This is a genomic window from Paenibacillus sabuli (genome assembly GCF_014705605.1).
In the GTDB taxonomy this organism is placed as follows: domain Bacteria; phylum Bacillota; class Bacilli; order Paenibacillales; family Paenibacillaceae; genus Paenibacillus_D; species Paenibacillus_D sabuli.
Genome location: NZ_JACXIZ010000009.1, coordinates 26329 through 39872, shown reverse-complemented (window position 1 = coordinate 39872; position 13544 = coordinate 26329). Strand labels below are relative to the sequence as shown.

General features: G+C 61.4%; 11 protein-coding genes. 6 read left to right on the top strand and 5 right to left on the bottom strand.

Features of this window, described 5'->3' with window-relative positions:
- Nucleotides 1-47: 47 nt before the first annotated feature.
- The 3 genes from IDH44_RS03390 to IDH44_RS03380 all read right to left on the bottom strand — a co-directional run bounded on the left by IDH44_RS03390 (nt 48) and on the right by IDH44_RS03380 (nt 3458).
- A complete protein-coding gene (locus IDH44_RS03390) occupies nt 48-1184 on the bottom strand; it encodes a TolB family protein (RefSeq protein ID WP_190914710.1) in 1137 nt (378 codons plus the stop codon).
- A 94-nt stretch (nt 1185-1278) separates the two neighbouring features.
- Complete coding sequence (locus tag IDH44_RS03385) at nt 1279-2760, bottom strand: sensor histidine kinase (protein ID WP_190914709.1); 1482 nt, start codon at nt 2758-2760, stop codon at nt 1279-1281.
- A complete protein-coding gene (locus tag IDH44_RS03380; RefSeq protein ID WP_190914708.1) occupies nt 2757-3458 on the bottom strand; it encodes a response regulator transcription factor in 702 nt (233 codons plus the stop codon). Before IDH44_RS03380 ends, IDH44_RS03385 begins: the two co-directional genes overlap by 4 nt.
- A gap of 282 nt (nt 3459-3740) precedes the next feature.
- Between IDH44_RS03380 and IDH44_RS03375 the strand changes: the two genes are divergently transcribed.
- From IDH44_RS03375 to IDH44_RS03355, 5 genes are all read left to right on the top strand, one after another.
- A complete protein-coding gene (locus IDH44_RS03375) occupies nt 3741-4169 on the top strand; it encodes a hypothetical protein (RefSeq protein ID WP_190914707.1) in 429 nt (142 codons plus the stop codon).
- 121 nt (nt 4170-4290) lie between these two features.
- Nucleotides 4291-5103 carry an RNA polymerase sigma factor SigI gene (sigI, locus tag IDH44_RS03370; protein WP_317890098.1) on the top strand — a complete coding sequence of 271 codons (813 nt, stop codon included), beginning with the start codon at nt 4291-4293 and terminating at the stop codon, nt 5101-5103.
- The gene (locus IDH44_RS03365) at nt 5100-6689 is read left to right on the top strand and encodes an anti-sigma-I factor RsgI family protein (protein ID WP_190914705.1); all 1590 of its coding nucleotides are present in this window, start codon (nt 5100-5102) and stop codon (nt 6687-6689) included. The genes sigI and IDH44_RS03365 overlap by 4 nt, the downstream gene beginning before the upstream one ends.
- Before the next feature lie 283 nt (nt 6690-6972).
- Nucleotides 6973-8364: an ATP-binding protein gene (locus IDH44_RS03360; protein WP_190914704.1), complete on the top strand. Its 1392-nt coding sequence runs from the start codon at nt 6973-6975 to the stop codon at nt 8362-8364.
- A 49-nt stretch (nt 8365-8413) separates the two neighbouring features.
- The gene (locus IDH44_RS03355; protein WP_190914702.1) at nt 8414-9949 is read left to right on the top strand and encodes a leucyl aminopeptidase; all 1536 of its coding nucleotides are present in this window, start codon (nt 8414-8416) and stop codon (nt 9947-9949) included.
- Nucleotides 9950-10577: 628 nt separating this feature from the next.
- Here the strand turns inward: IDH44_RS03355 and IDH44_RS03350 are convergent.
- Nucleotides 10578-10994 carry a pyridoxamine 5'-phosphate oxidase family protein gene (locus IDH44_RS03350; protein WP_190914700.1) on the bottom strand — a complete coding sequence of 139 codons (417 nt, stop codon included), beginning with the start codon at nt 10992-10994 and terminating at the stop codon, nt 10578-10580.
- A 346-nt stretch (nt 10995-11340) separates the two neighbouring features.
- Between IDH44_RS03350 and IDH44_RS03345 the strand changes: the two genes are divergently transcribed.
- Nucleotides 11341-11907, top strand: a complete 567-nt coding sequence (locus IDH44_RS03345; protein WP_190914698.1) for a sulfite oxidase-like oxidoreductase — start codon at nt 11341-11343, stop codon at nt 11905-11907.
- A 594-nt stretch (nt 11908-12501) separates the two neighbouring features.
- Here the strand turns inward: IDH44_RS03345 and IDH44_RS03340 are convergent.
- Complete coding sequence (locus IDH44_RS03340; RefSeq protein ID WP_190914696.1) at nt 12502-13311, bottom strand: phytanoyl-CoA dioxygenase family protein; 810 nt, start codon at nt 13309-13311, stop codon at nt 12502-12504.
- Nucleotides 13312-13544 lie beyond the last annotated feature (233 nt).

The window sequence follows — 13544 nt, the reverse complement described above, 5'->3', positions numbered from 1 at the left end:
CTAGTATGGGGACAGCCGATGAGCGGACTCTTGGATGTTGCTTACGTTCAAGGCGTCTGGGCGTCCGAGCCGCCCTGCAGCGCGTAGTTCAAGTAGACGATGCTGCTGCTGTAGGACTCCTCTCCCCATTCGACAAAAGCGAGCTTTTCGTTGGACGGACTCCAGGAGGTAAACGCCTGCTCCAGATTGACTGCAATCTGCGTCGTATCGTCACTGAGCAGATCGTAGACGTACAGGCTTCTGCCTGCTTGGCTGCCTTCTTCCTCCTGAAGGATGTACGCCGCCATGCTCTGATCGGGCGACCAGGAGACGCCTGCGATGCTGGCGCCCTCGGCAATGGTCCGGGGATCGCTGCCCGCCGTGTCGCTGAGGATCAGCGACATCTTCGAGTCGTTGTATTGGGCGACCAGCAGCTGATTGCCGTCGGGCGACGGGTAGATTCCGCCGGCATTGTCGAAGGGCAGCGCCGTCGACTCGCCGCTCTGCGTATCGAGCGCCTGAAGCCCGGGCTCGCTATTGGTGTTGTAGTAGACGCGATCGCCCGACTGCTGGACGAGGTACAGCGCGCCTTCATCCAGGTGCTCCATGGGGCCGAGCTCGCCCGAGACGGTCGCCACATACGCGCCGCCGGCGTAGGAGGCGCCGACGATCGTCTCATTGTCCGCCCAGCTCGCGCTCATCGCGCCGCCGATCGGATCGCCTGTCAGATCGAAGCCTTCCATCGTCTCCAGATTCAGCACCGAGAAGACGGGATCGCCGAGCGAACTGATCGTATACAGCAGATGGGTGTTGTCCGGCGACAGCTCCGCGCTTCCCAGGAAGGCGTTCTCCTCCGCCTGGATCAACTCGTACTCGTCGGTGTCCACGTGGTAATAGTACAGGCTTCTTGGATACTGATCGGCGAGCTCGGCGAGCTCCATTTTGTCGAGCTCGGTGTTGGCCTTGGACACGATTGCGGTGTTGTCGTCCAGCCAGTCGGTAATTTGCACCTGTTCGAGTTCGTCGATCTTCTCGATCGAGACGACGGGCTCGCCGACCTCCTCGTCTTGATTTTCGATCACCGTGATATCGCCCTCCGGATCCTCGTCGGTTACGCGGCCGGGCTCGTTGTTCGAAGCGCAAGCGCCCAGCGTCAGCAGCAGCGCGGCGGACAGAGCGGCCATTTGCAATGGGTGTTTTTTCATGGTTGTTCCCCTCCTTGCTCATTACGATATCACCCATATGTACCCAAAATGCGGCCAGTTGTCTCAAAAATGTAAACAAAACCGCTCCAAAACGTTAATTTTCATCCGACTCGGCGCGGTTGGCCGCCGGGAAGGCGACAGTGAAGGCGGTTCCCTCCGGTCCGGTACGTGCGAGCGCGATGGTGCCGCCCTGCGATTCGGTGTAGCGCTTGGCGAGCGAGAGGCCCAGCCCTGCGCCGCCGTTTTCGCGGGCCCGATTCTTGTCCACCGTGTAGAACGGATCAAAAATGCGGGATGCGACATCCTCCGGAATGCCGATGCCGTTGTCGGCAATCTCAAGCGCCGCCGTTCCGTCCTTCAGCGTGCCGGTCACCGCAATCCGTCCGCCCGGCCGATTGTATTTGATGGCATTGTCCATGAGATTCATGAGCACAATGGTCAGGCAGTCGCGATCCGCCTCGACCTCGGCGTCCGCGAGCTCCGTATCCAGCCGAATGCCGAACTTTTCAATTTTGCCCCGCAGGCTGTTTAGCACCGCCAGCACGGCTTCCCGAATGTTAATGCGCTCCTTGTGATACTCGAAGTCGTACTTTTCCAGGGCGGACAGCTGCAGCACCTTTTCCACCATTTCGTACAGGCGCTGAGTCTCGCCGGCAATGTTGCCGATCGCTTTGCCGAGCAACTGCTCGTCGTCGGGATACATATCGAGCAGATCGAGATAGGACTTGATGGAGGTGAGCGGCGTTTTGAATTCATGGGTGACGTTGCCGATGAACTGCTTTTGCTGCTCGTCGAGACGAGAGAGCTTGTCGACGGCGAGGGCGAGCTTCTCCCGCTCCTCGTCCTTGGCGCGAAGCGTGAGGCGGATCTGCTCGCTCATCGCCCGGATGCCCTCGGCGAGCTCGCCGATCTCGTCCTTGCGCGTGCGCAGCGCCGTATCGTAGCGCCCGCTGCGGATGCGATCGACGGCGCCGTTGAGCCGAATGATCCGATTGGCAAAGCCGTCGAAGTAGAAGTACGCAAGCACGAAGCTCAGCACGAATACGACGGCGCCGATCGACACAAAAAGCTGTCGAATCTGGTCCGCGAACGCTGCGTGATCCGCCAGCGGGTAATGAAACTGCACGACACCGATCTGCGCGCCGCCGCTGCGCAGCGGCGCGAGGTAGTAGAGCGAATCGGCGCGGGTCAGGTACGCCGTCTGATTGTCCAGGGCATAGCGCAGCGCGGTCTGCAGGCGTGCGGGATCGGCGGCCGGGCCGCCTTCGCGCGGGCTGATCCGATTGCCGTCCTGATCGTAGAGCGCGACGCGCAGGCCGCTCAGATTCTTCAATTGCGACGCCAGCGAGGCGCCGTTTTCTGCCAGATACGTGCGGGGCACCTTGATCGATTCGGTCAGCAGCGTCTGGACGAAAAACAGGTTGGCCGTCCGCGCCTGCTGCGCCAGCGAGCGTTCCATCTGTGTGCGCTGGTTGGTCTGAATGCCTTGCAGGACGAGCACGCTCAAGATGAATACGGTCAAGAGCAGCAGGACAGCGAGGAAGGCGCTGAATTTGAGCTTGATGCTGATTCTCATCGCGCGCGTCCTCCGAGCGCTTTGTAGCCGACGCCGTGCACGGTCTGGATCGAATCGCTGAGCGGCTCGCCGAGCTTTTTGCGCAGGCGCTGGATATGAATATCGACGGTGCGCGTACCGCCGGCATATTCGATGCCCCAGATGAGGTCGAGCAGTTGCTCTCGGGTATAGACCCGCTCCGGATGACCGATCAGCAGCGCCAGCAGGTCGTACTCCTTGGGCGTCAGCTCCAGCTCGCGCCCCGCCGCCCAGGCCGCTTGCCGGCTCGGCTGCATGACGATGTCGCCAAGCGTTAGCTCCTCTTCCCGCTCTTCGGCCTCCCCGGCGCGCGCGGCCTGCATTCGCCGCAGCAGCGACTTCGTCCGTGCGAGCAGCTCGCGCATGTCGAAGGGCTTGGTCATATAATCGTCCGCGCCCAGCTCCAAGCCGAGTATTTTGTTGACGATGTCCTCCTTGGCCGTCAGCATGATGACGCCGATCCGGGCCTTATCCTGGAGCTGCTTGAGAATATCGTAGCCGTCCTTGCCGGGCAGCATGACGTCGAGGATGATGGCCTCCGGCCGGAACCGCGCGATCTGCCGGATCGCTTCGGCTCCGTCGCCGGCGACCTCGACGACATAGCCTTCCCTGCCCAGCGCGTAAGCAATCGCCTCTGCAATTTTGGCCTCGTCTTCGACGACCAGAATTTTTTCGTTCATGGGTTAGCCTCCGTCCGAATCGACCTTGGGTCTCGCTTGCGCTGGCGCAGCGCAATGCTATACAATAGGAATCCAGTATACGTGAAAAGTCGAAGCAGGTAAAACGAACGTATTCGGTTCAGCCCGCCAACTTCTTGGCGCGGAAAGCAGGAATTTGGGTCCGGGCATGGAAAATAGTATTTAGCCATGATTCGTCGAACATACCACAGGGTAAAAGTGTGACAAATAAAGATCGGCGGCGGCGCTGCGGCGTTTGCGACGGCTGTACAGGAGGGGTTCGAAATGAGCTTTTGTTGTGGAGCGAGCATGATCGGCACGAAAGGAACATTGCGGCATTTCCGTACCCACATTCACAATGTTCCGATCTTGTTTTGTCCGGTGTGCCACAGAGTGGACGTGCATTATATGGTGGAGAACGAATACGAAATTTTGGCCGATTACGCGCACGGCGACGGAGCGGCCGAGGTGGATTTTTGCGATTATGTCGAGCAGGAAGAACTGGAGTTGCATGAGAATTGCGTCAATCACGAGTGCGAGGACCCGATGGACGTCGTACATAGCCAGATCGACATCGCGCTTGATCTGTTGGGCTTCGCCAAAAACGTCGGCGACGCCGAATGGGAGAAGCAGCTCAAGCAGCGGCTGGGCGTGCTCAATCTGCGGCGCAACAAGCTGAAAAAACGCCGCGCTTCCAACGGAACGGTGCGTTAAACTTCCAGAAACCGCCTGCACAGGCGGTTTCTTTACATGAAGAAAGCATATGAGGGCACGGCTTGTGCCGTCGTGAGCCGTTTCGACTTGTTCAATTCAGTCATCTGAGGTGAGGCGCTTGGTGTTGTTTCAACGATGGCTCGGCAGAATCCGGGCAGAAAAGCCCGCTAGAGCGACTGGGCGCGAAGCTCCCGAAGCGATCGTCGTTCGCATTCAGGGCGGGGACACTGCGCTTCAAGAGCGCTTTATTGCTGCCTATCGGCCGTTTGTCGCGCGCGTGACGAGCGGGTTCAGCAAACGCTACATCGATCGAACGCGCGACGACGAGTTCAGCGTGGCGCTCAGCGCTTTTCACGAGGCGATCCAGCAATTTGCACCGGGAGCGGGCAGAGGCTTTCTCGGCTTCGCCGAGACGGTCATCCGCAGACGGCTGATCGATCATGTCCGCAAGGAGCAGCGTCATGCCAACGTGCTGCCTTACTGTACGATGCAAGCGGACACGGAGGAGGAGCCTCCGCATCCGGTGGAGGTCGGCGAAGCGCTGCGTCATTACCGCGCCGGACGAGAGGCCGAAGAGCGCCGTCACGAAATCGGCGAATTCGGCGTGCAATTGGCGAGCTACGGCATCACGCTCTCCGAGCTGGCCGCGGTCTCGCCCAAGCATGCCGATTCGCGGCGGATGCTGCTCGGCGTTGCCGCCGAGCTGGCGGCAGACGACAGTCTGTACCGCAGCCTGCACGACAAAAAACAGCTGCCGATCAAGGCGCTGCTGCACAAAAGCGCGGTATCGCGCAAAACGCTGGAGCGGCACCGTAAGTATTTGATTGCGCTGACGCTGGTCTACCGCGGCGACTATCCTTTCATGCAGAGCTACTTGCATATACCGCACGCTCGCACGGAAGCGGCACAGCGACGGGAAGGGGGGGGACGATGAAGCGCGGGATCGTGATGGAGACGGCTGTGGATCATGTCATCGTGCTGACTTCGGAGGGGCAATTCCGACGGGTCAACGGCCGCTTCGCTGTCAGCGTAGGCGAAGAGCTCGAGCTGTCCTCGGCGCTGCGGCGCGGTCCGCGACGGTTGCGCTGGGCGGCGGCGCTCGTAGCGGCGGTCGTGCTGCTGGCGATGCTGCCGCGCTGGCTCATGCCGGCTCAGGAGGTGGCGCTCTACTTGACTCTTGATGTCAACCCGAGCGTCGAGTTAGGCATCGACCAGCAGGGAAGAGTGCGCGAGCTGAAGGCATGGAATACGGACGGCGACGCCGTGATTGCGGGTCTGCACTATCGCGCCGCGCCGCTGGAGCGGGTGCTGGGCGAGGTGATGCAGCGCATACGCGAGCGCTCGGAGCTGCCGCCCGGCACAGTCGATCTGCTGCTGACGAGCGTGCCCGCCGCCGGGGTGACCGATCGACTCGAGCAGGCGCTGCTCGAGCAGGCTAAGCGGTCCGTGTCGACGGCATGGACCGCTTCCGGGCAGTCTCTGCGGGTCGCGGTGCTGCGCGCCCCGCCGGAGGTGCGCGCGGAGGCGAGCCGTCTGGCCCTCACCCCCGGCAAGCTGTCGGTCTACCTGCTGGCGGCGAGCGAGGGGCTGGAGCTGGAGCTCGAGACGCTGCGGGATGCGTCGCTCGGCGCGGCGGCGGAGGCCGGCGGAGGCGTCCAGCGGCTGCTCGCCGAGGGAGGACTGGACGGTCATGCCGGGGCGGCGGATCGCGAGCTGCTGGAACGGCTGCTGGAGGAGCGGCCGCCTTTGCCGGACCGCTCGCCTGCCGAGACGCCGCCAAGTACTGCACAGCGAGACCTCGAGCGGGAGATGATGATGGCAGAGGAGGCGGAGCGACCGCCTGAGCAGACCGAGGAACGCGAGGAGGAGCATGAACCGGACTCAGCCGGCGGCGGTCCAGACAAGAGCGGCCAGAACAGGAGCGGCGAGGCTCAGGAGCAGCGTCACTCCGCGGACGACGATCGGTCTCGTCCGGATGATGCCGAGTCGGCAGACAAGGGCGCGCAGTCGGCGTCCGGGACCGGACAAGACCAGGAGCCCGGGACGGATAAGAAGCCGGAGTCCGGCGCACCGGCTCGCAGCGGCGGTGCGCCGGCAGGGGAGGATCGCGGCCACGCAGATGCAGGCGGGACGCCACCCGGTCGAGCGTCGGACGAGCACAGCGGGCAAGCTTCAGACGAGCGCAAGGCGCGTCCCGGACGAGGCGGCGAACAGGGCGGAGACGAGTTCCAAGACGAGCAGGGAGCGAAGGGTCGCGATGACGGGGCGCGCGGGACCAATCATCAGCATGGAGCCAAGCACGGTCAGGGCTATCGTCATGCGGAAAAGGAAGAGCAGACCGACAAGCGCGGACCCGGCCGTGCGGACGGGCAGGAGCGCCGTGGCGAGGACGAGTCCCATCGCAAGGACGAACTAAAGCCGCGCGACAAGGACGAGAGTCTGCGCAAGCCGGGCGGCGGCGATCGGTCCGGCGCCGACTCGGCCTCGGGCAAGCGCGACGCCCCAGGCAAGCACGAATAAGCCCCGGGCAGGCCCGAAGCGAAGCCGGAGAAAGGCAAATAAGCGCCATGCCATGGGACGGTCAGGGGCTTGGGCTTTTGGCAGCGAACAAAAGAAAGCAGGGAGCGGCGCATTCCGTACGAACCGCGCCGCTCTCCCACGTTTCGACATTATCTCTGATTGACACCGATTCGTTTCTATTACTATGATTGATATATCGACAGGCAGGGACGGATGAGACAAGGCACTTGAGGCAAGGCAACAGCTTGCGAATCAGCGCAAGTATTGCACGGGAGGGATCGAGATGCAGGCTTTTCGCGGTCGTTATTTTCCCGCGCTCGCAGCTTATGTGCGCAATGGCCATGCGGCCACGCTGCAGCGTGCGGGGGAACTGGGCAAGCTGCTGCACGATGCGCATCCCGAGGATATCCTGGTGGTGCACGAAGAAGCGATTCATACGCTGGTGGCCAATGTCGAGCCGGAGGAAGCGATCCAGCTCTACAACCGCTCGCTTGTTTTTTTGACCGAGCTGATGGTCGCGTGCCGCTTCGAGACGCAGGCAGTCGCCGTATCCAGCACGGCGCCGGCGCAATCGGACGCGTACAAGCGGATGAAAGCCAGCCTGCAGGAATCGTACCAGTGGTCGCAGCAAGTCAAAAACAAATATGAAAACGTTCTCCAGCATATGGACAGCGGGATTGCCCTGTTTGACAGCGAGGGTATTTTGACCTTTGTCAATCTGCAGATGGCCAAGGTGATCGACGTGCCGCGCAAAACGTTGATCGGCTGCGATATCCGAGGCATCGTCACGCATCCGCAGCTCAGTCGAAGCACGAGACGGATGATTCTCCACCTCGTCAAGGAGATCGTACGCCGGCGCAGCCGCTATTACGAGCTGCAGGATGCGCTGGGGCGGCATCTGCTGGTGACGGTCACCTACGGGGATCAACTGGACGGCGAATACCTGGTCAGCATCAAGGATGTCTCGGAGTACAAGCAGATCGAGCAGACCGCCTATCAGAACGACAAGCTGGCGATGCTGGGCAAGATCGCAGCCGCGATCGCCCACGAAATTCGCAACCCCCTCACCTCGATCCGGGGGTTCATCCAATTGCTGCGGCCGCCGTTGATGGAGCTCGGCAAGGAGGAGTACGCCCGCATTATCGTGGCCGAGATCGACCGGGCCAACGACATCATTCACGAATTCCTCAATTCGTCCAAGCCTACGGCGCCGATGAAGCAAGGTATGCCGGTGGACGCGCTGCTCAAGGAGGTCGTCCTGCTATCCGAGAGCGAAGCGCTGATGCGAGGCTGCTTCATCCGTCATCGGCCGATCGACGAGCCGCTCCTGATCGCCATCGATGTGAAGCAGGTGAAGCAGGTGCTGCTGAATATCGTCAAAAACGGACTGGACGCGATCACCGAATCGCTGGGCACGAATGACGGTCTCATCGAGCTCAGCGCCCGCAGGGACGGCGCGGATGCCGTCATCTCCATTCGGGACAACGGCATGGGCATGGACCGCAATACGATGAATCGGCTGTTCGATCCCTTCTTTACAACCAAGGCGACGGGAACCGGGCTCGGGCTGTCGGTCAGTTATCGCATTATTCGCAATCACGGCGGACGCATTCAACTCGAAAGCGCGATCGGGGAAGGCACGGAATTTCAGATCTATTTGCCATTGGCGACCTAAACCAGTAGAATCGAAAGGAATGGTGAACTCAAGGTAAGGAGACGTGATGATGGAGACCCAATTGACCTTTCGGTTCCGGCAGCCTGACGAAGCGGCTGCAAGCGAGCTTATTGCCGTGCTGCTCCGTCCCGAGGATCTGAAGACGACGCCCGGCGGCGAGCCGCCGCAATGGGTGCACCCGCAGATCGACGAGGCGCTGCTGCGTTATGCGGAGCAGGGGCTGTTCGGCGCGCGCCCGCTCGAGACGCAAGTAATCCCGACCCTGGGGCTGATCAGTGCGGCGCACGTCGTGTTCGTCGGCGTCCAGGCGGCGCCATCGGCTGCGGATGCGCTGCGCGGCGCAGCGTCCGTCGTCGCGCGAACGGCGAGCCGGCTCAAGGCGCAGAGCGTAGAGGCCCGTATGATTCGCGACATCGTCATCGGCGCGGCGGGCTGCGAGCCCGGTCAGGCGGCGCAGGTGCTGACCGAGGGCTTCCTGCTGGGTCAGCATCGGCGGCAGGCGGAGCGTCGCGAGCCGAAGCCGACGCATGTCGTGCGGCACGTGGAGTGGACTGCCGAGGCAGGCCTGAACGAGCAGGAATCGCAGCAGTTGCAGGCGGATTGGGTGGCCGGCATCGACCGTGGTCAGGTGTTCGCCGAGGCGACCTGCTATGCGCGCGAGCTGGTCAATCAGCCGGGCAACCGGCTGACGCCCGAGCAGCTCGCCGAGGAAGCGGAGCGCATGGCGGCCAACCTGGACATCGACTTCGAGGTCATCGACGAATGGGCGGCGGCGGAGCAGGGGATGGGCGGCCTGCTCGGCGTAGGCCAGGGCAGCATCAATCCGCCGCGCATGATCGTGCTGCACTACCAGGGCGCGCCGGATGACGATGAGGTGTGGGGGCTGATCGGCAAGGGCATCACCTTCGATACCGGCGGCATCTCGCTCAAGCGGGCTCCGGGCATGGAGGAGATGATCTCCGATATGGGCGGCGCAGCCGCAGTATTGGGCGCGATGCGCATCATCGGCAAGCTGCGGCCCCGGGTCAACGTCGTCATGGTCGTGCCGACGGCGGAGAATATGCCGTCCGATCGCGCGCTCAAGCCGGGCGACGTGATCAGCACGATGAGCGGCCGCACGATCGAGATCGTCAACACGGACGCCGAGGGTCGGGTCGTGCTGGCCGATGCGATGACGGTCGCCGTCAATCGCGGCGTGACCAAGCTGATCGACGTGGCGACCCTGACCGGCGCGGTCTCGGTGGCGCTGGGCGACGTCATGACCGGCGCCGTCACCAATGACGAGACGCTGCTCCAGTCCGTCGTCCAAGCGGGGCACCGGGCAGGCGAGCGCATCTGGCCGCTGCCGTCCGATCCGCAGTACCGCCAGCTGATCGACAGCGACGCTGCCGATCTCAAGAACAGCGGCGGCCGCTATGCCGGCACAATCACAGGCGGGCTGTTCGTCGGCGTATTCGCCGAAGAGAAGCCGTGGGTGCATCTGGACATCGCCGGCACCGCTTGGCTGACCAAGGAACGCGGCTGGGAGGGCAAGGGCGGCACCGGCGTCATGGTGCGCACGCTGGCCGAGTTGCTCACGTCCTGAGGCGGGCACCGAGAAGCGACGAGACTTAGATGGGCGCGAAGCAGGACGGGCAAGGAGAGCGACGGGTCTGACAGGCGTGGTGCAGCAGGCCGGTGCGCAGTGTGTCTGTGGGCGGCAGCTCTAACGGACACCAGAGGCGCTTAGCGCCTGAATAAGAGGCGGGTTCGACTCTAACGGACACCAGAGACGCTTAGCGGTCATTAGAACTTGTGAGATGTCCAATTATTCCCGCTAAGCTTTCCTCCTGACCGTTACACGGAGCAAGAAGCCAAAAAACGTCGCTAAGCGGCTCCCATGTCCATTAGAGCCCGGTCCGTTTAAGGGAGATCCGTTTCAGCCGGCTGTCCTCGGATTGCGGGGTACCGCACAAGAGGACAGGTCACATGGCTCCGCTCTCGGTTCGTGTGGCGTGTACGCGATTCGCAAAAAACCGGATTCGGGCTGCTTCAGAGCAGATCGAATCCGGTTTTTACTTGTCTACGCGGAACCTACGCCAAACGTTCCCCTCGTCGCTGCCAGCGAACGGCCCTCGCGACGTTACTTGCATCGCTGCTGAGGAAGAGACGATTCGTTTGGACTCGTCATGATGGCGGTCAGACGGCACTTGATGCGTCACGATGGCGGTCAGCTAGCGCTCCCAGACGTGCAATTCACCGTCGCGATCGGTGTAGCCGATGCGAGTCGGCGTCACGTCCAGCACGACATAGTCGGGGGCGTCCGGTCCGCTGAACCAGCGCTTCATATCGTCGTGCCACAGGCGCGTGCGCAGCGATTCGTCCTTGGTCACCTCGCAGGTGCCTTCGATGTCGAGCAGCTCGGCCGGCCATTTTCCCTCGTAGCCGCACAGCACGCTCACATGCGGATTGCCCGCGAGCTCTTCGACTTTATGCGTTTTGCGACTGGTCGCCATGTGGATGTGCATGCCATTATGGAAGAGCGCCATGTAACGTGCCTTGGGCTGATTGCCCTCCATAGTGGCCATGATGCCGACATCCTGTTTGTCCATTGCGTCGTTGATGCGTTTTTCCAATTCTTTGCGTTCCATGCGATTGCTCCTTTCGTGACTGCGCGGCGTGTGCGCCCCCAGCTAGTGGCGTACGGACCTGCACTTTCTCGTACGTCTACAGATTGTTGCAGGCAGGCGCGCAGCTTATCGCGTGCGACCGCAGTGTGATGGGCGGTCGGCCACTCCATCAGTGTCACCGGCCAGCTAGCGTCCCAGCCAGCGTCGTACGGGTGAGCAACTTGTAGCGTACGACCGCAGCATGTACGGTATGGCATTAACTTACCCTGTTGCCATCGCGGATAAACGGCCGCTATCTTCCGGCTTGACTTGACTGCTCAGAAAGGATAAGCTCGACGCAAACCAGAATGCGAAGGAGGACGCTGCGATGCAAACGCGCGTACCGCCCGGACAGACCGTCACGGACGGTTTTCCGGTGCTGCATTACGGCCAAGTGCCGTACTACAATGATATGAGCAAATGGAATCTGCGTGTGTTCGGGCTGGTTAATGAGGAGCGCGAAATTTCCTACAAGTCGTTCATGGAGCTGCCGCGCCAGACATTTGACAATGACATTCATTGCGTGACCACCTGGTCGAAGCTGGGCAACGTCTGGGAGGGGGTGACGGTTCGCGAGGTGCTGGGCGACCTCGTCATCGATCCGCGCGCCCGCTATGTCATGCTGCACGCCGAGCACGGCTGGACGACCAACCTGCCGGTGGAGGACTTCCTGCGCGACACGAGCTTTTTGGCGATCAAGCACAACGGCGAACGCCTGACGCCCGAGCACGGCTACCCTGTCCGCATGGTGGTGCCGCATCTGTACTTCTGGAAAAGCGCCAAGTGGCTGCGCGGCATCGAATTTATGGCCGACGACAAGCCGGGCTTCTGGGAGCGCAACGGGTATCACATGTATGGAAACCCGTGGGAAGAACAGCGCTACGATTTCGACTGAAATAAGCGCAAAATGTGAGGCTACAGGACGGAATCGGCTCCGACGGCGGAAATAAGCGTAAAATGTGAGGCTACAGAGCGGAATTCGCTCCGACGGCGAAAATAAGCGCAAAATGTGAGGCTAGAGGACGGAATCGGCTCCGACGGCGGAAATAAGCGTAAAATGTGAGGCTACAGGACGGAATCGGCTCCGATGGCGGAAATAAGCGCAAAATGTGAGGCTGCAGAGCGGAATTTGCTCCGACGGCGGAAATAAGCGCAAAATGTGAGGCTGCAGAGCGGAATTTGCTCCGGCGACGGAAATAAGCGCAAAATGTGAGGCTAGAGGAGGGAATCGGCTCCGACGGCGAAAATAAGCGTAAAATGTGAGGCTACAGGACGGAATTTGCTCCGGCGACGGAAATAAGCGTAAAATGTGAGGCTAGAGGACGGAATCGGCTCCGACGGCGGAAATAAGCGTAAAATGTGAGGCTACAGAGCGGAATTCGCTCCGACGGCGGAAATAAGCGTAAAATGCGAGGTTGTGGCGTGGCCAATTCGGCCACGCCACCGTTCGTCTACGTCGCTGAGAAGCGAGCGCAAGCCCTGTTCGCCCTCAGTGCGGATACAGCGGCTCGTGCTCGATGCCGCAGGGGCCGCCGTCCGAATTACTCGCACGCACGGCTTCGCTGCCGTCGGCGTGATACAGCGGATGATAGTGCTCGCTGATGCGATCGGCCGAGCTGTTGGCGTAGTGGCAGATGAACGAGCGGCGGAAGCGGTCCTTGGTGCGATTGCGGTAGGAGCCGTGAATCAGATTGCCGTTGAAGAACAACACGTCTCCGGATTCCAGTCTTACCGGCACCGCGGCCCGATCCTTGGGCGGCTTGACGAAGTGGGTCGTAAACGATTCGGAGGCATCGGAGAGCTCCGGGCAAACGATGTCGTAATCCTGCGTCTTCGGCACGACGAGCAGCGTGCCGTTATCCTCGTCCGCCGCATCGATGGCAGTCCAGGCGGCGATGCAGTTGCCGGGCGCGACCTTGAGGTAAAAGTTGTCCTGATGCAGCGCCTGGCCGCGCGCGCCCGGCGGCTTGTAATAATACATGCTCTGCGCGGCCAGCGGCTCCTCCTCGTACAGATCGCGCAGTACCTCGAGCACGGCCGGATGCAGCATATATTGCTTGGCGGTCGCATCGAAGCGATGCGGGTGCATGACGCGCGGGTAGCGGCGCAGCGGATCCTGATTCTTCGCGCTGAGATCCGGCTCGAAGTGATGCGGCACGACCCGTTGCCCAATCTCCTCGAACGTCGCCCGCAGGCGCTCTACATCGGTCTGCTCGAACAACCTCTTCACGATCAGATAGCCCTCTTGCTCGAATTGCGTTTTTTGCGCTTCGGTCAGCACATGCAGGGATTCAGCCATTTTTACCAACCTCCAATTTGTGAGTGTTCCTCAGGTGCTTCTTTGTGAACGTTCCTCAGTTTCTTTGCAAGCGTTCTTCAGGCGCTTCGTGATCGCATGGTTCAAGTATACGGCGCCAAGGCCTGCCTTGCGAAGAAGCAAAGCTGCTGAAAAGTGGTGCGATCCTGCTGCATCGACGCCGCGCAACATTAGGCGGCAAAAGCGCGTATACTAGAAGAAGGACATCTTGCTTG

What these genes read in the sequence shown, in the direction of transcription:
- IDH44_RS03390 (WP_190914710.1), bottom strand. Translation starts at nt 1,184, where the DNA reads ATGAAAAAACACCCATTGCAAATGGCCGCTCTGTCCGCCGCGCTGCTG.
- IDH44_RS03385 (WP_190914709.1), bottom strand. Translation starts at nt 2,760, where the DNA reads ATGAGAATCAGCATCAAGCTCAAATTCAGCGCCTTCCTCGCTGTCCTG.
- IDH44_RS03380 (WP_190914708.1), bottom strand. Translation starts at nt 3,458, where the DNA reads ATGAACGAAAAAATTCTGGTCGTCGAAGACGAGGCCAAAATTGCAGAG.
- IDH44_RS03375 (WP_190914707.1), top strand. Translation starts at nt 3,741, where the DNA reads ATGAGCTTTTGTTGTGGAGCGAGCATGATCGGCACGAAAGGAACATTG.
- IDH44_RS03365 (WP_190914705.1), top strand. Translation starts at nt 5,100, where the DNA reads ATGAAGCGCGGGATCGTGATGGAGACGGCTGTGGATCATGTCATCGTG.
- IDH44_RS03360 (WP_190914704.1), top strand. Translation starts at nt 6,973, where the DNA reads ATGCAGGCTTTTCGCGGTCGTTATTTTCCCGCGCTCGCAGCTTATGTG.
- IDH44_RS03355 (WP_190914702.1), top strand. Translation starts at nt 8,414, where the DNA reads ATGGAGACCCAATTGACCTTTCGGTTCCGGCAGCCTGACGAAGCGGCT.
- IDH44_RS03350 (WP_190914700.1), bottom strand. Translation starts at nt 10,994, where the DNA reads ATGGAACGCAAAGAATTGGAAAAACGCATCAACGACGCAATGGACAAA.
- IDH44_RS03345 (WP_190914698.1), top strand. Translation starts at nt 11,341, where the DNA reads ATGCAAACGCGCGTACCGCCCGGACAGACCGTCACGGACGGTTTTCCG.
- IDH44_RS03340 (WP_190914696.1), bottom strand. Translation starts at nt 13,311, where the DNA reads ATGGCTGAATCCCTGCATGTGCTGACCGAAGCGCAAAAAACGCAATTC.